Origin of the sequence: Cellulomonas telluris (assembly GCF_004886325.1) — a bacterium.
GTDB classification, from domain to species: Bacteria; Actinomycetota; Actinomycetes; order Actinomycetales; family Cellulomonadaceae; genus Cellulomonas; species Cellulomonas telluris.
This window is the reverse complement of the sequence record NZ_QXFN01000001.1, coordinates 20,743-38,585: the sequence shown is the minus strand read 5'-3', so window position 1 is coordinate 38,585 and position 17,843 is coordinate 20,743. Positions and strand designations below refer to the sequence as shown.

The window sequence follows — 17,843 nt, the reverse complement described above, 5'->3', positions numbered from 1 at the left end:
GACGTGGCGTGCTCGGCGGGGTGGTCGACCAGGGGCCACCCCGCCGCTGACCTGAGGAGCGTCCCGTGGTTCGACACGCGTACGCACCCGGTGACTGGGTGGTCGTCCCGCTCGCCGGCGGCACGTTCGCGCCCGCGCGCGTCGTCCGCGTCCCCGCGCGCCACTCGACGCTGACCTACGTGTTCGCGCCGCGGGCGTCGCCGCCGACGCTCGACGAGGTCCGCGACGTCGATCCGGGCGACGCGTTGCTCGCCGTCACCGTGTCCGGGCTCGCCATCGGCGGCGCCTGGACGCTCCTCGGCGGCAGGGACGGCTTCGACCCCGCGGCGTGGCCGCTGCCCGAGGTCGAGACGGAGGTCCCCGCTGCCGGCGGACCGGTGCTGCGGGTCGCGCGACTCGACGAGTCGTTGCGCCGGTTCGACGTGCGTCACGTGCCGGTCGCCGAGCGCGGGCGACGCCAGCCCGAGGGCGCGATGGGAAGCGCCTACCTCGAGCAGTGGATGCCGCTCCAGCTGGAGCGGGGAGCGCTGGGTCCCGTGCGTGAGCAGGTCTGGTGGCGGCTGCCGGCCGAACGTCCCGACCGTCCCGCAGGCGACGCCGGCATGGGGACGGCCGGGCCCACCGGTGCGCCGGCCGCCGGTCTCCCGGACCGCGTCGGCGTCGTCCTCCCCGGACCCGAGGGGGCCGACGCGGCGCGCCGCGTCGAGCGGCTGCTGCACCGCGCGCTCCAGGGCACCGCCGCGGTGGACGGCACCCTCGCGAACCCTGAGGGCGGCGAGGTGTGGGTCCACCCGCAGGACGTCCTGCTCACCGTCGACGCGGTGCGCGGCGCGCTGGCCGAGGAGGTCCTGCCCGCAGGCAGCCACCTCGTCGTCCGTACCGGCGGCGGGGGCGAGCCGGTGCGCGCACCGCTGAGGTGACGGTCTCGTCGCGGACCTTCCGCTGTGCGGCACCACGGCACGCGGCGGAGGAGGTCGACGTCATCGGCGAGCGCACCCGGGATCGCTGGTCGTGAGGAGCACCGAGGCGCCGAGCCGGACGTCCGCGCCGGTGCCGCCGTCGCGTCGTGCTGCCTGCCATGGTCAGTCCACCGTCGTCGTGACGACGCCCGCGGTGCCGTCGACGGTCACGGGTGTCGCGTCGGCGAGGAGCAGCGTCGCGTCCGGGACGCCCAGCACGGCGGGGATCCCGCGTTCGCGCGCGACGATCGCCGCGTGGGACAGCACCCCGCCGACCTCGGTGACGACGCCGCCGGCGATCCGCAGCAGCGGCGTCCAGCCGGGGTCGGTCCAGGGGCAGACGAGGATGTCTCCCGGCCCGACGCGGCCGAAGTTCGCGGGGCCGCGGACGACCCGCGCGAGGCCGGTGGCCGTGCCGCGGCTGCCGGGCGCCCCGGTCAGGACCGTCGCCCCCGGAGCCGGAGCCGGGGCCGGGGCCGGGGCCGGGGTCGGGGAGGGCGCCGTCCGGTGGGGGAGCGCTGCGGTGATCGGCCGGGCCTGCAGGATCCAGGGCCGGCCGTCCGCGATCGCCCACTCGACGTCCTGCGGACCACCCAGCGCGGCGGCGATGCGCTGCCCCAGCTCGGCGAGCCGCCGGGCGTCGGCGTCGTCGAGCACACGCCGGTCGCGGTCGGGAGCGGGCACGTCGCGCGTCACGAGCCGGTCTCCTCGGCGGTCGAGGCGGGTCCGCTTGTCGGCCACGACCGTGACCACCGAGCCGTCGGCACCGACGGTGTACGCGTCGGGGTTCACCGTGCCCTCCACCACGCTCGGGCCGAGTCCCCAGGAGGCTTCGACGAGCGTCGGGGCGTCGGGGGCTGCGGGGGTGAACATGACGCCGGAGGCCTCGGCGTCGAGGTGCCGTTGAACGACGACACCCATCGCGGGATCCCCGTCGTGGCCGCGGTCCTGGCGGTAGGCCACGGCGGTGTCCGCGTAGAGCGACGCCCAGCAGGTGCGCACGGCCTCGACGACCTCGTCGGGGCCGTCCACGGCCAGGACGCTTGTGTACTGCCCAGCCGCAGCGCCGTCGTGGGCGTCCTCGTCCGACGCCGACGAGCGGACGGCCACCGGGCCGCCGCCGAGCGCCTCGAGCGCTGCCGCGAGCGCCTCGCGGAGGCCGGCGGGCACCGGGCGTCCCAGGATCGCCGCGCGCGCCGCCGCTGGTCCCTCCCGACGAGCCAGCGTTCCCGGGTGCAGCCCGCGGACGGCGGACGTGTAGACGTCGAGCGGGACGGCGTGGCCGTCCGGCACGGGGAGGCCGGCGCGCAGCAGCGCCCCGAGCGCACCTGCCTTGCTTCCGCAGCTCGGGGTGCTCGCGGCGCGCAGCGGCACGAGCACCCGGCTCCTCCTTCGGCTCGGTACTCAACGATTCGTTGACAACAGTTCGTTGAGTCTGCAGGGTCAGGGGCATGGAGCACAAGCACGACGACGGACGCGCTGCGGGCGCCGACCAGGCCCGCGCACGTCGCGAGGACGAGGCCCGGGATCGACTCCTGCGGCAGGGCGCCGACGACCTCCCCCCGCGTCCGTGGCGCCCGGCGCCCGTCCCGCCGTCGGCCACCGACCTGGCTCACTTCGCGCTCTGGCGGTCGCCCGACCTCCCTGCGCCGGACCTGCTCGGCGCGCTGGCGCTGCTGCCCGCGGCACGAGCCGAGATGGACGGTCTCGAGGCCGGGCTCCTGTTCGTCGCCAGGGGCGCAGGTCTGACCTGGGCGCAGATCGCCGACGCGATGGGCTTCAACTCCCCGCAGGCGTGCCAGCAGCACTACACGCGGCTGACGAACCGGGCGAGCACGTGACCCGGGACTCCTCGCCCGAGCTCCTCGCGCTGCACGCGGTACGCGTGCTCGGCTTCGCCGACAGTCCCGCGGTCGCGCGGCGCTTCGACCTCGAGCCGGCCGAGGCCGACGAGGCGTTGGAGGACGCACAGGCGCGCGGCTGGGTGACGCACTCGAGGTTCGCCGACCTGAGCGGGTGGTCGCTCACTGACGCCGGCCGTGCCGAGAACGAACGGCAGCTGGCCGCCGAGCTCGCCGCCGTCGGAGCGGAGGCCGAGGTCCACGCGGTCCTTCGCGAGTTCCTCCCCCTGAACGCACGGCTGCTGAGAGCCTGCACCGACTGGCAGATGCGACCCACCCCCACCGACCCGCTCGCCGTCAACGACCACACCGACACGGCGTGGGACGCCGGCGTCCTGGCCGAGCTGGAGGCGATCGCCCGCGGCCTGGCTCCGCTGGTGCGACGGCTCGAGGACCTCCTCACCCGCTTCCGGGGCTACGACACCCGGTTCGGCACCGCGCTCCGGCACGCCGAGGCAGGTCAGCACGGCTGGGTCGACCGCACCGACCTCGACTCCTGCCACCGGGTCTGGTTCGAGCTGCACGAGGACCTCCTCGCCACCCTCGGCATCGCCCGCCACCCGCCCCCGCGCGTCCGGCGCACGGAGGAGCTGTAGGAGCTCGTGGGAGCCGTCGGGTCGTCCACGTCCAGGAGGGGAGGGCGCCTGCCCCACCTCGCCCTCACGCACCACGGGCGGGGACCTGCCCCGGCAGGCTCTCGTCGACGACGAGGAGCAGCTTGCCCTTGGCGCGTCCTGCTGCGAGCCGACCGAGGGCAGCGGGGGCCTCGGTGAGCGGGGAAGTGCCGTCGATGACGAGCCGCGCGCCCTCGTCGATCCTGCTCACGACGTCGGCGAGTCGCTTGGCGTCGGACTGGTGGAAGACGAAACGGGCTCTGGCGCCCCGGGCGCGTGCCCGCTCGTCGTCAGGGGGCGCCGGGGTCGCCACGAGCACTCCGCCCGGCGCGAGGACGTCGAGTGAGTCCTTCTCCACCGCACCGCCGACGGTGTCCAGCACCACGTCCACACGCGGGACGACGGTGCGGAAGTCGGTCGCGGTGTAGTCGACGACCTGGTGCGCACCCATCTGGCGTGCGATCTCCAGCCCGCGTCCGGACGCCGTGCTGATCACGTGCGCACCCAACGCGCGCGCGAACTGGACGGCGAACGTCCCGACGCCTCCTGCGCCTGCGTGGACGAGGATCGTCTGACCCGCCCGCAGACCTGCGACCTCGGTGAGGGCCTGCCACGCCGTCGCCGCCGTGGTGACGACCCCCGCGGCGTGGGCCAGCGGCAGTGACCTCGGCGCGGCGACGAGCTGGTCGACGGGGACCACGACCTCCTCGGCGAACGCGCCGCCGCGGCTCGGATCGAGTCGCGCGACGACGCGGTCGCCGACGTCCCACCCTGCGCGCCCGCTTCCTGTGGACGCGATGGTCCCGGACACGTCGGTCCCGAGGGTGTACGGGAACTCGACGGGGAAGTCGTCGTGCATGGAGCCCGCAGCCATCTTCAGGTCGAGGGGGTTGAGCGCGGCGCCGGCGACACGGACCACGACCTCCCCCGGGCCTGGACGTGGACTGTCGACCTCGACCACGGCGGGCCGATCTCCGTAGCTGCTGATCTGCACTGCCTTCATGACTGCTCCTCGTGGCCCGCCGGCGCGGCACCCGTCTGTGTGGACATGCACCGGTCCCAGCTGCGGGGCGGTGTGTCGCACGAGACTGCGGCGGAGGGCGACGACCAACCAGATGGCGCACTCCCTGGGGATGCTGCCCCCTGCCTCGGCCCCGGAGCAGCACGGGATACTCCAGCGGTGGACGTCTCGGCGCTCGGCGCCTTCCTGAAGTCGAGGCGCGATCGGCTCGCACCGTCCGACGTCGGCCTACCCAGCGGGCCTCGGCGGCGCGTCCCGGGCCTGCGTCGCGACGAGGTCGCCCGGATGGCGCAGGCGTCGGTCGAGTACTACACCGAGCTCGAGCAGGGCCGGGGGCCCCAGCCGTCCGAGCAGATGCTGGCGTCGCTGGCCCGCGCCCTGCGGCTGACCGCCGACGAGCGCGATCACGTCTACCACCTCGCGGGACGCGCACTGCCGTCGTACGCCTCCACCGCCGCTCACGTGCACCCCGGCATGCTGGACCTGCTCGACCACCTGCACGGCACGCCGGCACAGGTGATCACGGACCTGCACGCGCCCCTCGTGCAGAACCCGATGGCGGCGGCCCTGCTGGGCCGACCGGAGCACCGCACAGGCCCCCGCGCCGGGTTCATCCACCAGTGGTTCCTGAACCCCGTCGTGCGCGGGCGCTACCACCCGGAGGAGCACGACCACCAGTCACGCGTGCTCGTCGCCGACCTCCGCGCGGTGTCGGCGCGCCGAGCCGGTGCCCGTGACGTGACCGAGCTCGTCAGGGACCTGACCCGCCGCAGCCCCGAGTTCGCCGGGCTGTGGGAACAACAGGAGGTGGCTGTGCGGCGACAGGACCGCAAGCGTCTGGTCCACCCACAGGTGGGCGTGGTCGAGGTGAACTGCCTCAGCCTCCTCAGCGAGGACGGGACTCAACGGCTCCTGTGGTTCACCCCCGCACCGGGAACCGACGCCGCCGAGAAGCTCGAGCTTCTCAGGACGATCGGTGAACAGGACCTCGCACGCGACCCGAGCGCGGTCGACCGACGTCCGCGGACGCCCTACCCGGTACACCGGCACCTGTGAGCCGCCGGCCTCCAGCCGCCGAGACCCGGCCGCCGCACAACCGCGCGGTCGGCCTCGTCTGCCGGCAGTCGGTGTCCGAACTCCGGGTCGTCGCGGTGGGCATCGGACAGGGCGTTGGCAAGGTGAGCGCGCTCGAGCTCGCGCGCACCCACGGGCGCGGCGAGCCACCGGTAGTAGGGCTGTCCGGCGAGCTTGAGAACCCGGCACGTCACCGCGACGGGGATCACGCCGGCGGCGAGCTCGCTCAGGTGCGCGAGCGGCACGGCCGGAGCGGCGCCTACGCGCCGCTCTTCGACGGCTTCCCCGAAGCCCTGCCGGCAGTGGCCAGCGGGATCCCGTACTGCGCCTCGAACGCCGGCCACTCCGTGGCGAAGCGGACGAGATCATGGATCGCCGCGATCGAGCGCGCACGTTGTTCGGGCGGGAACGCGTCGAGTTCAACAGCCTGCTTGACGACGTCCTCGGTCAACGGGTGTCAGTCGTCGTGTCCCGGAAGGTGCAGCCCCCGGACTCGTGCCGTCGTCGACCCACCGCAGCACGTCTCCCGGCTGGCAGTCGAGCACCTGACAGATCGCGTTCAGCGTCGAGAAACGGACCGCCTTCGCGCGGCCGTTCTTCAGCACCGACACGTTGGCCGGACTCAGACCGATCGCATCGGCGAAGTCGCCGACCGACATCTTCCGCCTCGCCAGGAGCACATCGATGTCGACGACGATCGCCATCACAGCACGCCGTCGAGCTCGGTCTGGGCTTCCGTCGCTCGCGTGACGAGCCGATGGGTCACGAACACGACACCGAGCAGTGCGACGCCGATCAGGGACCCCAGGCCGCTCACCATCCACAGCCCCAGCTCCCCCATGTCCTCGTCGTCGGGCGTCGGGATCCCGAGAAACGTCAGGTACAGGAAGAAGCCGCTGGTGAGCATCGTCGCGGCGCCGACCGCCGCGCCGATCGTGACCACCCACCGCTGCGTGCCCGGCCGGAAGAAGGTGCCCGCCTGGGCACGGAGCACGAGCATCCAGACGGCTGCCAGCGACACCTGTGCGCAGGCGATGAAGGCGATCCCGGCGGTCAGGAGCGGGACGCGGTAGGGCTCGTACGGAGGGAAGTGCCTGACCTCGTCGGCGGCGATCCCGGGCAGGATCACGGCCTGAGCGAACAGGGCGACGGCGATCCCGAAGAAGATCAGCAGCGTGAGGATGTTGAAGACCAGGCGACTCATGCATCGAGCATCGATGCAGATCGCTCGATATTCAATAGGTGAGTCGATCTTCGATCGATGAGTCGACCGGAACCGGCGGGACGCGACCGCGAGCCGTCAGCCGCCGAGGGCGAACGTGGCGCCCGCCTCGACCGCCGGCTCCCAGGGAGACACCCGCCGCGGCTGCGCGACGTCATCGCTGACGTCGTCCTCGCCCGCGAGCTGAACGGCTGCGCGCGTCCGGCGGCGAACGCCACTGGGCCCATGCGGTCGGGCGAGCGCCGGGGGTGGCCGCCTCAGACGTCATGACGCCACGCGGACGACGCAGCGGGGAACAACCACGCCTCCTCCGTAGTTGAGCCCATCAGACTCAAGTTCGCGGATCCGAGTTGGCGGTCGCCCCCGGCAGGCCGCAGACTTGAGCCCGGCGGACTCAAGAGCAGCCCGGCAACCCCGGGCACCAGCGCTCCGGAAGGAAGGCATCACACATGGCACGAGCAGTCGGCATCGACCTCGGCACCACCAACTCGGTGGTCGCCACCCTCGAGGGCGGCGAGCCCACGGTCATCGCCAACGCCGAGGGGTCGCGCACGACGCCGTCGGTGGTCGCGTTCTCCAAGACCGGCGAGGTCCTCGTCGGCGAGGTCGCCAAGCGGCAGGCCGTCACCAACGTCGACCGCACCATCGCGTCGGTCAAGCGCCACATGGGCACGGACTGGACCACGACGGTCGACGACAAGAAGTACACGCCGCAGGAGATCAGCGCGCGCATCCTCGGCAAGCTCAAGCGCGACGCCGAGGCGTACCTGGGCGAGCCGGTGACGGACGCCGTCATCACGGTCCCCGCGTACTTCAACGACGCCGAGCGCCAGGCCACGAAGGATGCCGGCACGGTGGCGGGCCTCAACGTCCTGCGCATCATCAACGAGCCCACGGCCGCGGCCCTCGCGTACGGCCTGGAGCGCGGCAAGGAGGACGAGCTCATCCTCGTCTTCGACCTCGGCGGCGGCACGTTCGACGTGTCCCTCCTGGAGGTCGGCAAGGACGACGACGGCTTCTCGACCATCGAGGTCCGCGCGACCGCCGGTGACAACCGCCTCGGCGGTGACGACTGGGACGCGGCGATCGTCGCGCACCTGATCACCGAGGTGAAGAACACGACGGGCGTCGACCTGTCGAAGGACAAGATCGCGCTGCAGCGTCTGCGCGAGGCGGCCGAGCAGGCGAAGAAGGAGCTGTCGTCCGCGACGAGCACCAACGTCTCGCTGCAGTACCTGTCGATGAGCGAGAACGGCCCCATCCACCTCGACACCAAGCTGACGCGCGCGCAGTTCCAGCAGATGACGCAGTCGCTGCTCGACCGCGTGAAGGCGCCGTTCCACCAGGTCATCCGCGACGCGGGCATCTCGGTCAGCGACATCGACCACGTCGTGCTCGTCGGCGGCTCGACCCGCATGCCCGCGGTGTCCGAGGTCGTCACGGAGCTCACGGGCGGCAAGGAGCCCAACAAGGGCGTCAACCCGGACGAGGTCGTGGCCGTCGGCGCCGCCGTGCAGGCCGGTGTCATGAAGGGCGACCGCAAGGACGTCCTGCTCATCGACGTCACGCCGCTGTCGCTCGGCATCGAGACCAAGGGCGGCGTGATGACCAAGCTCATCGAGCGCAACACGGCCATCCCCACCAAGCGGTCGGAGATCTTCTCCACGGCGGAGGACAACCAGCCGTCCGTCCTCATCCAGGTGTTCCAGGGCGAGCGCGAGTTCGCGCGGGACAACAAGCCGCTGGGCACGTTCGAGCTGACCGGCATCGCGCCGGCGCCGCGGGGCGTCCCGCAGATCGAGGTCACGTTCGACATCGACGCGAACGGCATCGTGCACGTGTCCGCCAAGGACCGCGGCACGGGCAAGGAGCAGTCGATGACGATCACCGGCGGCTCGGCCCTCCCCAAGGAGGACATCGAGCGCATGGTGCGCGACGCAGAGGAGCACGCGGCCGAGGACAAGCGCCGTCGCGAGGAGGCCGAGACCCGCAACTCGGCCGAGCAGCTCGTCTACCAGACGGAGAAGCTGCTCACCGACAACGACGACAAGCTGTCCGACGACGTGAAGTCGGACGTCCGCAACGCCGTCACCGAGCTGAAGACCGCGCTCGAGGGCTCCGACGTCGAGGCCGTGAAGGCCAAGCACGCGGCGCTGCTCACCGCGAGCCAGAAGATCGGCGAGGCGCTGTACTCGCAGAACCAGGCGTCGCCGGCCGGCGACGCGCCCGCGGGTGACACCGCCGGTGCGACCGGCTCCACGTCCTCCGACGAGGACGTCGTCGACGCCGAGATCGTCGACGACGAGGACGACAAGAAGTGACGGACGAGAAGCAGACCCCCGAGGGGGCGGACCAGCCGCAGGGCGGGTCCGCCCCCCGCGAGGGGGAGACCCCGCGTGTGACCGACAAGCGCCGGATCGACCCCGAGACGCACCTGCTGCGCGACCAGACGCCGGAGGAGGCCGTGCTGGCCGAGGCCGCCGAGGCGGTCGCGGGCGTCGTGGACGAGGGTGCGGCCGCGGAGTCCGAGTCGGAGCGGCTCGCCGCCGAGCGGCTCGAGGAGCTGCAGCGCGCCCAGGCGGCGCACTACAACCTCGAGCAGCAGTACTCGGCGTACGTGAAGCGCTCCAAGGCGGAGGCGGCGGCCGCCCACCAGCGCGGTGCGGAGGCGGTCGCCGAGGCGCTCATCCCGGTGCTCGACGACATCGCGCTGGCCCGCCAGCACGGTGACCTGACGGGGCCGTTCGCGTCGATCGCCGAGAAGCTCGAGGCGACGCTGACGCGGTTCGGCGTGGAGCGCTACGGCGAGGCCGGCGAGCCGTTCGACCCGGCCGTGCACGAGGCGCTCATGCACGGGCAGTCGGCCGACGTCACGGAGCCGACCGTCCAGCAGGTGCTCCAGCCGGGCTACCGCACACCCGACCGGGTGCTGCGGGCCGCGCGTGTCGCGGTCGTCGACCCGGAGGGCTGACCATCATCACCACCATGACCCAGCGAAGCGGGAGGGAGGCGCCGTGACCGGCCAGGACTGGCTCGAGAAGGACTTCTACGCCGTGCTCGGCGTCCCCAAGGACGCCGACGCCGCCGCGATCAAGAAGGCGTACCGCAAGCTGGCGCGCCAGCTGCACCCGGACCAGAACCCCGGGGACGCCGCGGCGGAGGCCCGCTTCAAGGACATCGGTGAGGCGTACGCGGTGCTCTCGGACCCCGAGCAGCGCCAGCAGTACGACCAGCTGCGCGCCATGGCCGGCGGCGCCCGCTTCCGGGCGGGCGCCGGCGGCCCGGGCGGCGGCGCCGGTGCCGCGGGGTTCGAGGACCTGTTCGGCGGCATGTTCGGCGGCGGCGCGAACGGGCCCGCGGGCCGGGTCCGGTACTCGACGGGCGGTGCCGGCGGCGCCGGTGGCGCCGGGTTCGAGGACATCCTCGGCGGGCTGTTCGGCGGGGGCGGGTTCGGTGCCCGCGGCCCGCAGCCGGGGGTCGAGCTGACGGCGACGACGACGCTGCCGTTCCGCACGGCGGCCGAGGGTGCGACCGTCTCGCTCGACGTCGAGGGGCGCGTGGTCAACGCGCGCATCCCCGCGGGGGTGCGGGACGGGCAGAAGATCCGCCTGCGCGGCAAGGGACGTCCCGGTGACCCCGGGGCTCCCGCCGGCGACCTCGTCATCACCGTGCAGGTCGAGCCGCACCCGGTCTTCTCGCTCGAGGGCGACAACCTGCGCGTCACCGTGCCGGTCGCGTTCGACGAGGCGGCGCTCGGCGCGACGATCGAGGTGCCGACCCTCGACGGCTCCACCGTGCGCGTGAAGATCCCGGCGGGCACCCCGTCGGGCCGCACGCTGCGCGTCAAGGGGCGCGGCATCACCACGAGCCGTGGCACGGGCGACCTGCTCGTCACCGTGCAGGTGGTCGTGCCGCAGAAGCTGACGCCGGCCGCCCGCGAGGCGGTGCAGGCGTTCGGCATCGCCACGTCCGGCGAGGACGTGCGCGCCGGCCTCATGGCGGAGGCGCGGCGCTGAGACGCGCCCCGGCGGCTGCCGGGGCACGACGGCGGGGGAGGAGGACCGACCCGTGGACGACGACGCGAAGATCTACGTCATCTCCGTCGCGGCGCAGCTGGCGGGGATGCACCCCCAGACGCTGCGCCAGTACGACCGGCTCGGCCTCGTCCAGCCCGCGCGCACCCGCGGGCGCGGCCGCCGGTACTCCAAGCGCGACATCGAGATGCTGCGCGAGGTGCAGCGTCTCTCGCAGGACGAGGGCGTGAACCTCGCCGGCATCAAGCGCATCCTCGAGCTCGAGGCGGAGGTGCGGCAGATGCGCCGCCAGGTCGAGTTCCTGCGCACGCTCGTCGACCCGCGCGGCCGGGTGTTCCGCGCCGACCCGACGGGCAACGTCGTCGCCGACCGCCTGCACCCCCTGGCGGAGCGCCCGGCGCCGGCCCGCCCGCGCTGGGTCCCGCGCCAGCTGATGGCCGGCCCGACCCCCCGCCGGGACACCTGACCCCTCGCGCGTCCACGTGCCGGGACGCGGCGACGTCGAACCGCTCGTCCATGGGCCCTGCACGCTTCCAGGGCCACGGAATGAGCGGCTCGGCGGCTCGGCGTCTCAGCGCCCGGGACGGCGGCGCCTCGCCGGCAGCGCGCGCGGCGGACGGGGGACCGGCGACCCCGCCGGGCGACACCCTGCTGGGCCGATCGGGTGGTCTGCACCGCCCCCGATGTCGCAATCGGACATACCGGACGACGATGGCCGGACCGCCGCGGGTCGCGGTCGCCCGCGGCGGCCCGTCCCCCTGGCCGCGCCCCCGACGAAGGGCCCGTCCGTGTCCGACGCACCCGCCGCGCCCGTCGCGCGCTCCGCGCTCGCGCCCCACGACATCGCCGCCGACCGGGAGCGCGTGCGTCGCCGCCGCGTCCTGCGGGTGTGCCTCGTGGTGCTGGCGCTCGAGGCGTACGTCGTGTGGGCGGCCGTCACCGGGCGCCCGCTGGTCGTGGTCCCGTCCGTCGACCCGCTCGTCCTCGTGCCGATCCTGTTCTTCGTCGCGCTGATCGTGCTGCTCGTTGGCACCCAGGTCGGCGCGGGCCGCTCGCCGCACGTCACGTACCGGCCCGAGCAGGTGGACGTCACGCTCGACGACGTCGTGGGCATCGACCCGATCGTCGACGACGTCCGCCGCTCCATCGACCTGTTCCAGACCCACCGTCGCTTCGCCGACCAGATGGGCGGCACCCCCCGCCGCGGCCTGCTGTTCGAGGGACCGCCTGGGACGGGCAAGACGCTGACCGCCAAGGCGATGGCCGCCGAGGCAGGCGTGCCGTTCCTCTTCGTCTCCGCGACGAGCTTCCAGTCGATGTACTACGGCGCGACCGCCCGCAAGATCCGCACGTACTTCCGCGCGCTGCGCACCGCGGCGCGCAAGGAGGGCGGTGCGATCGGCTTCATCGAGGAGATCGACGCGATCGCGCTGCGCCGCGGCGGCCTGCTCGGCATGCAGGAGAAGGCGGCCTTCGTGACGGTCCCGTCGACGCAGGCGCTGCTGACGGGCCACGGGACCGGTGTCGTGCGCGAGGCGATGATCTCGGAGGGCACGGGCGGCGTCGTCAACGAGCTGCTCGTGCAGATGCAGTCGTTCGACGAGCCCGTCGGCGTCGACCGCCTCGTCAACCGGCTCGTCGCGGCGGTCAACCTGCTGCTGCCGTCCGGGCGCCAGCTCAAGCAGCGCAAACCCGTGCGCGCCCCGATCCTGCTCATCGCCGCGACCAACCGCGCGGACCACCTCGACCCGGCGCTGCTGCGGCCCGGCCGCTTCGACCGCCGCCTCACCTTCAACCCGCCGGACGCGCACGGCCGCCGCGCCCTCGTCGACCACTTCCTCGCGCGCCGCGCCCACCACGTCGAGCTCGACGAGCCGGCGGTGCGCGACCGCGTCGCGGCGGCGACGAACGGGTGGACCCCGGTCATGGTCGAGCACCTGCTCGACGAGGCCCTCGTCAACGCGCTGCGGCGCGGCGACAGCGCCATGCGGTACGTGGACGTCGAGCAGGCGCGCATCACCGAGCTCGTCGGCCTGGGGCACCCGGTGACGTACACGACGCAGGAGCGCACGCTCATCGCCACGCACGAGGCCGGGCACGCCGTGACGGCCTGGCTGGTCGCGCCGAACCGCACGCTCGAGGTGCTGACGATCGTCAAGCGCGGTCAGGCGCTCGGGCTGCTCGCGCACGGGGACTGCGAGGAGGTCTACACGCGCACGCAGTACGACCTGCGCGCGCTCGTGCAGATCGCCATGGGCGGCATGGTCGCCGAGGAGCTGTTCTTCGGGCAGACGACGACGGGCCCGGCGTCCGACCTCGCGGCGGCGACGCGCACGGCGGCGCAGATGGTCGGCGCGGCCGGCATGGCGGGCTCGCTCGTCTCGTTCGCGGCGATGGACAGGGACCTCGTGGCGTCGGTGATCGGCGACCCGCGGGCCCGCACGCAGCTCGAGGACGTCCTCGACAGCGCGCGCGCCACCGTGCGTCGCCTGCTGGCGTCCAACCGGGACCTGGTCGAGGCGCTGCGCGACGCGCTGCTGGAGCGGCACGAGCTCATCGGCGAGGAGATCACCGGGGTGCTGGAGAAGGCCGTCGCCGACCGCCCGGACGGCGTGCGCCCGGCCCCGCCGGCGGAGCACCTGCGCATCGCGTGACCGCTCACGGCATTCGCGGGTGAGATCGGTTCGCGGCCCTTCGCCCCAAACGCCTCGAGCCGATAGCGTGCATCCGTCCACCGCAGCCAGAGGGGGCGCGCGGGCATCCTCTAGAGGGGCTAACGATGGTCGCAGTCGAGGCGATGGCAGCGACGGCTGCTCTTGGGATTGTGTCAGACATCGCCGCGAACCTCGTAGCGCAATGCTACGGCGAGGCGCGAGATGTCACTAGTAGAGCATCAATAAAGAAGTTGACTGCCACAATTCAGCAGCCGGACAGCCCGATACGACGGCTTCCTCTGTCGGTCGTGCCCCTCCTCCCGAGTGGCAAGAGCGTCCGCGACCTTGATGCCGCTATGCGGAGCCTTCCCTGTCAGGCCGCACTCAAGGATGTGATCGCTGTTGAGCTGTGCGACGACGTCTCCTATCGACCGGTGGCGACCGATAATTTGACGGCCGCGCTGGCAGCAGCATGGCCTGAAGCGCCGAGTCAAGATATCGAGCCGGTCTCGTCCCACGTTGCCGAGACTGTGCGACTTGGGGTGGCGAAGACGGTCGGCGCCCTGTCGGCGAACGATCCAGCGGGCGCCGCCCGGTTGAGGCAAGAGGCGCAACAATCGCGCATCCGCTCGGCCATTGACTCTGCACATCGACACCGAGCATCTTGGACCAATTTCGCGACCGCCGAGCGGCTAGGCGAACTTCACCGCTGGCGAAGTGCTTTCGCTCGCCAAATCGTTGCCCGCCACGGACATATTGTGCCACCGGATTACGACCAGAAGCGGCGAGTGCCAATTCGAGAATTGTATGTGCCGCCGAGGATATCTGCACAATCGAACGACATCGAAACCGTTGTCGACATCGCCGAGTTTGCGAACAAGCTCGACCGAACAGTACTATTGGGCGATCCCGGGGGTGGGAAGTCAACCGCTGCAGACTATATCGCTTCTGAGTTAGCGCGCGAGACGGGCGCCCGGACACCGTTCGTCGTGCTGTTGAGGGAGTACGCTCAAACAACGCCCATAGTCACCTCCGTTGTTCAGCACATCGCCGACCAGTGTGCAGCGTTGTACCAGTGTCAACCGCCAGACGGCGCCGTGGAACACGCTCTTCTCTCAGGTCAAGCCCTCGTCATATTCGACGGGCTGGACGAGTTGCTGGATCCGAGCCGCCGGCGGGATGTTGCCGAGCGCGTTGAACTGTTCGCTGAGGCGTACCCGCACGCGCGGATTCTTGTCACCTCACGCCGTGTCGGGTACGCGCAAGCCAGGCTGAATCCGAGTGTGTTCGACGTCTGGGAACTTGCCGGCTTCAATTCGTCCGACGTTAGTAATTATGTCGCTCGGTGGTTCTCCTATGTCGAAGAACTTCCTGCAGAGGTGGCGCGAAGGAAGGCCGCCGAGTTCGCGGCGGAGTCCGCAGCGATATCGGACCTGACCGCGACACCCCTGATGCTGTCGCTGATGTGCATAATCTATAGGGGGCAGGGATACCTTCCGCGAAACAGGCCGGAGGTCTACCGGCGCTGCGCCACGTTGCTATTCGAGACGTGGGATCGCAGCAGACAGATTCGTGTAGAGCTGCGCACGTCGAGTCAAATGGACAACGCGATCAAGCATCTCGCGCTTTGGATATTCACGAATCAAGACCGGGCTGAGGCGGTACTCGAGTCCGAGATTAGGGCTGAAGTCGCGAGCTTCCTCCAGACAACTTTCGACGACGAGGGTGAACGCGAGTCGGCCGCCCAGGAATTCGTCGATTTCTGCCGCGGTCGCGCCTGGGTTCTGTCTGAGACAGGGCTCGACCCTTTCGGGCAGCCTTTGTTCAAGTTCACACACCGCACCTTCCTCGAGTACTTCGCAGCCTACGAACTTACTCGCCGCTTCGATGGGCCGGAGGGTCTGGCGAGGGAACTGGGCCCACGCATCATGGCCCAGGAGTGGGACGTGGTGTCGCAGTTGGCTGTGCAGATTATTGACAGCCACAGCGTCCGAGGCGCGCAACGGTTCTTTGACGAACTTCTCACGATGCTGCCGGCGGCGGAAGCGAAGGGCGTGAACTACGTCTGCGCCTTCATCTGGCGATGCCTCGCTTTCGCACCTACTGGCGCGACGTTCGTTCGTGGACTGATCGCCACGTCGATGGAGTCCGCCTTCTTGTCCGAGAGCGAGCCGCGCGCCGAACTCCGAGAGGCCGTCGCGCTGTTCGAGGCTATGGGAGTGATGCAAGAGTCTCGCCGAATTCTACTGAGCGAATTGGAATGCGTTGTCGGCGAGTGGGTTATGGACTCCGACGAGGATCGGCGCGCATTTGCTCGCTTTGTCGTGGCCTCGTGGGGTGTTCCTGCCGCGAGGGGAGTGTCCAAGGATATAGATCGTGAGCATGTCGATTGGGCCAGCAGTCAATTGCGTAAGTTGGTGCAGTCGCTTAGCGCTCAGGACCGTCACTATCTCGACCTCTGGACAATGGCGCTAATCCGTCGCTCGGTGACCATTGACGAGTTCATCATCGTCCTGAACGCCCTTGGCATGGATGTGCTTAGAGCGCTATTTACCCCCCAGGCGCACCGGCCGTTCGGCTGGGGGTATGTGGATTGGGCGCAAGGTTCGCTGCGGCTCTTGGAGAGGGGGTCCGTAGACGAGACGGATGAGAACAGGCAGTTCCTCTGGCGACAGATGTCGACGCTAGGACGCGTTCTTCGTGTGCCGCAGGTCTTCCCCGAGGTCCTTGGGGTCGCCGGGGACTGGCTTCAAGGAGATATTGGCGAGGCGTGGCAAGCGAATGACGCCGACGAAGATGCCTGGTGGGCCGCGTGGGTGTTGCTCGCGTGCCACGTCGAGTTGCGGCTGGCGCGCGAGGGGGGAGCGCATCCCAGCCGCCAACGCGAGGGCAGTGCTTTCGTGGATGCGCTCGTTGACGCCCGGAAGGGGCGCCGCTTCGACCTCGTCATATTCCAGGGGACCGGCTTCATGTTTGCGGACGGTAGCAGAAGGCGACTCCGCGACGAGTGGTTCAGAAACGAGATCGACTATCTCGCATTCTCTAATGCTGCGGATGCCCCAACATGACCGGTTCTGTGGCGCCAGTGGTTGGTGCAGAGTTGCGTTTTCGAATGCCTGAGCGGGGCCGTTGACCCGAGCGCTTCCACGCGAGGCGGAAGTATGGGAGGGCCGGAGACCGCGGCGCGCAGTGATCCCATCGCACCTACAGGAGCGTCCGCCGTGTCCGTCCTCACCGCCCGTCGACCGTCCACCCCGCTGCCCCTGCGCACCCGCCTCCGCCACCTGCGCGAGTGGGTCCGCTGGGCGTCCGCACCGTACTTCGAGGGCCCGCTGCGGCGGCGCCTGCGCTTCGTGGGCTACCTCGCGCTCAGCGTCGTGCTGTGGACCGTGCTCACGCTCCTCGTGCTGGCGGCCCTGGGGCGCGTGCTCGCCACGATCGGCTGAGCCGGCAGGGTGTCCGCACCGTCGCGGACGTCCTCCGTTCGAGGGGGATCCGACGTGTCGCGGACGACACGCCGGGTCCCCCTCGGCGCGCGTTCCGGACAAGCCGGGCGCATCGGCTGTGGACGACGGTGGGGGTGTCGCCCGGTGGGTTGTGGACGGCTGTGGGTGCGTCCTCGGCGTGTCGGTGGGCGGCGGTACGAAGGTGCACGTCAGGGCCTCGTGGCCGCGTCCACAGGCGGTGCAGGACGGTGGTCACAGGGTGAAAACGACACGGGTGCAACACAAGCCCTAGTGGTGTCTTGCGATGTCGGACCCCAGGTGTAGTGTCGTCATCGACGGTTCGCCCGACGGCCCCCAGGCCCGCGAACCCCTCGGCGGGACGCTTCGGCGGTCCCGCGCGACGGGGTCGACGAGGCCGGGGAGACGCCCCGGCGGGCCGCCCGCAGGACATCAGCCACACGAGCATCGAGGGACATCGCGATGACGATCACGGTCTACAGCAAGCCGGCGTGCGTGCAGTGCACGGCGACCTACCGCGCCCTCGACAAGCTCGGGCACGAGTACACGGTCGTCGACATCTCCGAGGACGCCGACGCCCGTGACTACGTCATGTCGCTCGGCCACCTGCAGGCGCCCGTCGTGGTCGCCGGTGGCGAGCACTGGTCGGGCTACCGCCCCGACCGCATCAAGGCGCTCGCGGACCAGCTGGCCGGCCAGGTCGCCTGACGCGACGCCCACCGGTCGGCGGCCGCACGAGGCGCGCCGACCCACGGACGCCCCGGGTCGGCGCAGGCCACGAGCCGCGTCGGCCCGGCGGGCACTCCTCGGTCCGGCGGCCTCGGCCGCCGGACCGCAGCACGTCCGCCGGAGGAGAGGGTCCCTCCGGCGTGCCCGCCGCACGGTGCAGGAAGGAGGTGA

At 71.4% G+C, this 17,843-nt stretch carries 17 protein-coding genes; 12 read left to right on the top strand and 5 right to left on the bottom strand.

What is annotated here, in order from left to right; all coding sequences use genetic code 11:
• The first annotated feature begins 65 nt into the window (after window positions 1-65).
• Window positions 66-920, top strand: coding sequence for a hypothetical protein (locus FB586_RS00190; RefSeq protein WP_136517343.1), 855 nt, complete (start codon window positions 66-68; stop codon window positions 918-920).
• 162 nt (window positions 921-1,082) lie between these two features.
• Here FB586_RS00190 and FB586_RS00185 read toward each other — a convergent pair whose 3' ends face one another.
• Window positions 1,083-2,339, bottom strand: coding sequence for a PEP/pyruvate-binding domain-containing protein (locus tag FB586_RS00185; RefSeq protein ID WP_136517342.1), 1,257 nt, complete (start codon window positions 2,337-2,339; stop codon window positions 1,083-1,085).
• 71 nt (window positions 2,340-2,410) lie between these two features.
• Between FB586_RS00185 and FB586_RS00180 the strand changes: the two genes are divergently transcribed.
• Both FB586_RS00180 and FB586_RS00175 read left to right on the top strand, forming a co-directional pair.
• Window positions 2,411-2,800 carry a DNA-binding protein gene (locus FB586_RS00180; protein WP_136517341.1) on the top strand — a complete coding sequence of 130 codons (390 nt, stop codon included), beginning with the start codon at window positions 2,411-2,413 and terminating at the stop codon, window positions 2,798-2,800.
• Entirely contained in the window at window positions 2,797-3,456 is a 660-nt protein-coding gene (locus tag FB586_RS00175; protein ID WP_136517340.1) for a transcriptional regulator, read from the top strand. The genes FB586_RS00180 and FB586_RS00175 overlap by 4 nt, the downstream gene beginning before the upstream one ends.
• 64 nt (window positions 3,457-3,520) lie before the next feature.
• Here FB586_RS00175 and FB586_RS00170 read toward each other — a convergent pair whose 3' ends face one another.
• Complete coding sequence (locus FB586_RS00170; RefSeq protein WP_136517339.1) at window positions 3,521-4,477, bottom strand: NADP-dependent oxidoreductase; 957 nt, start codon at window positions 4,475-4,477, stop codon at window positions 3,521-3,523.
• Between the two features lie 177 nt (window positions 4,478-4,654).
• Here FB586_RS00170 and FB586_RS00165 point away from each other — a divergent pair, with 177 nt between their 5' ends.
• Complete coding sequence (locus FB586_RS00165; protein ID WP_136517338.1) at window positions 4,655-5,551, top strand: helix-turn-helix transcriptional regulator; 897 nt, start codon at window positions 4,655-4,657, stop codon at window positions 5,549-5,551.
• A 277-nt stretch (window positions 5,552-5,828) separates the two neighbouring features.
• Here the strand turns inward: FB586_RS00165 and FB586_RS00155 are convergent, their stop codons facing one another.
• Genes FB586_RS00155 through FB586_RS00145 form a run of 3 tightly spaced genes read right to left on the bottom strand, consistent with a single transcriptional unit; the run spans window position 5,829 to window position 6,773 of the window.
• Window positions 5,829-6,020: a hypothetical protein gene (locus FB586_RS00155; RefSeq protein ID WP_136517337.1), complete on the bottom strand. Its 192-nt coding sequence runs from the start codon at window positions 6,018-6,020 to the stop codon at window positions 5,829-5,831.
• Window positions 5,989-6,273 carry a helix-turn-helix domain-containing protein gene (locus FB586_RS00150; protein WP_136517336.1) on the bottom strand — a complete coding sequence of 95 codons (285 nt, stop codon included), beginning with the start codon at window positions 6,271-6,273 and terminating at the stop codon, window positions 5,989-5,991. The genes FB586_RS00155 and FB586_RS00150 overlap by 32 nt, the downstream gene beginning before the upstream one ends.
• Window positions 6,273-6,773 carry a DUF2975 domain-containing protein gene (locus tag FB586_RS00145; protein WP_136517335.1) on the bottom strand — a complete coding sequence of 167 codons (501 nt, stop codon included), beginning with the start codon at window positions 6,771-6,773 and terminating at the stop codon, window positions 6,273-6,275. Before FB586_RS00145 ends, FB586_RS00150 begins: the two co-directional genes overlap by 1 nt.
• A gap of 467 nt (window positions 6,774-7,240) precedes the next feature.
• Here FB586_RS00145 and dnaK point away from each other — a divergent pair, with 467 nt between their 5' ends.
• From dnaK to nrdH, 8 genes are all read left to right on the top strand, one after another.
• Window positions 7,241-9,112: a molecular chaperone DnaK gene (gene dnaK / locus FB586_RS00140; protein ID WP_136517334.1), complete on the top strand. Its 1,872-nt coding sequence runs from the start codon at window positions 7,241-7,243 to the stop codon at window positions 9,110-9,112.
• Window positions 9,109-9,762: a nucleotide exchange factor GrpE gene (locus FB586_RS00135; protein ID WP_136517333.1), complete on the top strand. Its 654-nt coding sequence runs from the start codon at window positions 9,109-9,111 to the stop codon at window positions 9,760-9,762. Before dnaK ends, FB586_RS00135 begins: the two co-directional genes overlap by 4 nt.
• 43 nt (window positions 9,763-9,805) lie before the next feature.
• Window positions 9,806-10,807, top strand: a complete 1,002-nt coding sequence (locus FB586_RS00130; protein WP_136517332.1) for a DnaJ C-terminal domain-containing protein — start codon at window positions 9,806-9,808, stop codon at window positions 10,805-10,807.
• A gap of 52 nt (window positions 10,808-10,859) precedes the next feature.
• On the top strand, window positions 10,860-11,291 hold the full coding sequence (locus FB586_RS00125; RefSeq protein WP_136517331.1) for a heat shock protein transcriptional repressor HspR: 432 nt from the start codon (window positions 10,860-10,862) through the stop codon (window positions 11,289-11,291).
• 322 nt (window positions 11,292-11,613) lie between these two features.
• Entirely contained in the window at window positions 11,614-13,479 is a 1,866-nt protein-coding gene (locus tag FB586_RS00120; RefSeq protein WP_246036270.1) for an AAA family ATPase, read from the top strand.
• A gap of 125 nt (window positions 13,480-13,604) precedes the next feature.
• A complete protein-coding gene (locus FB586_RS00115; RefSeq protein WP_136517329.1) occupies window positions 13,605-16,547 on the top strand; it encodes an NACHT domain-containing protein in 2,943 nt (980 codons plus the stop codon).
• Window positions 16,548-16,700: 153 nt separating this feature from the next.
• Window positions 16,701-16,925: a chemotaxis protein CheW gene (locus FB586_RS00110; protein WP_136517328.1), complete on the top strand. Its 225-nt coding sequence runs from the start codon at window positions 16,701-16,703 to the stop codon at window positions 16,923-16,925.
• Between the two features lie 480 nt (window positions 16,926-17,405).
• The gene (nrdH, locus tag FB586_RS00105) at window positions 17,406-17,651 is read left to right on the top strand and encodes a glutaredoxin-like protein NrdH (protein ID WP_136517327.1); all 246 of its coding nucleotides are present in this window, start codon (window positions 17,406-17,408) and stop codon (window positions 17,649-17,651) included.
• The last annotated feature ends 192 nt before the right edge of the window (window positions 17,652-17,843 follow it).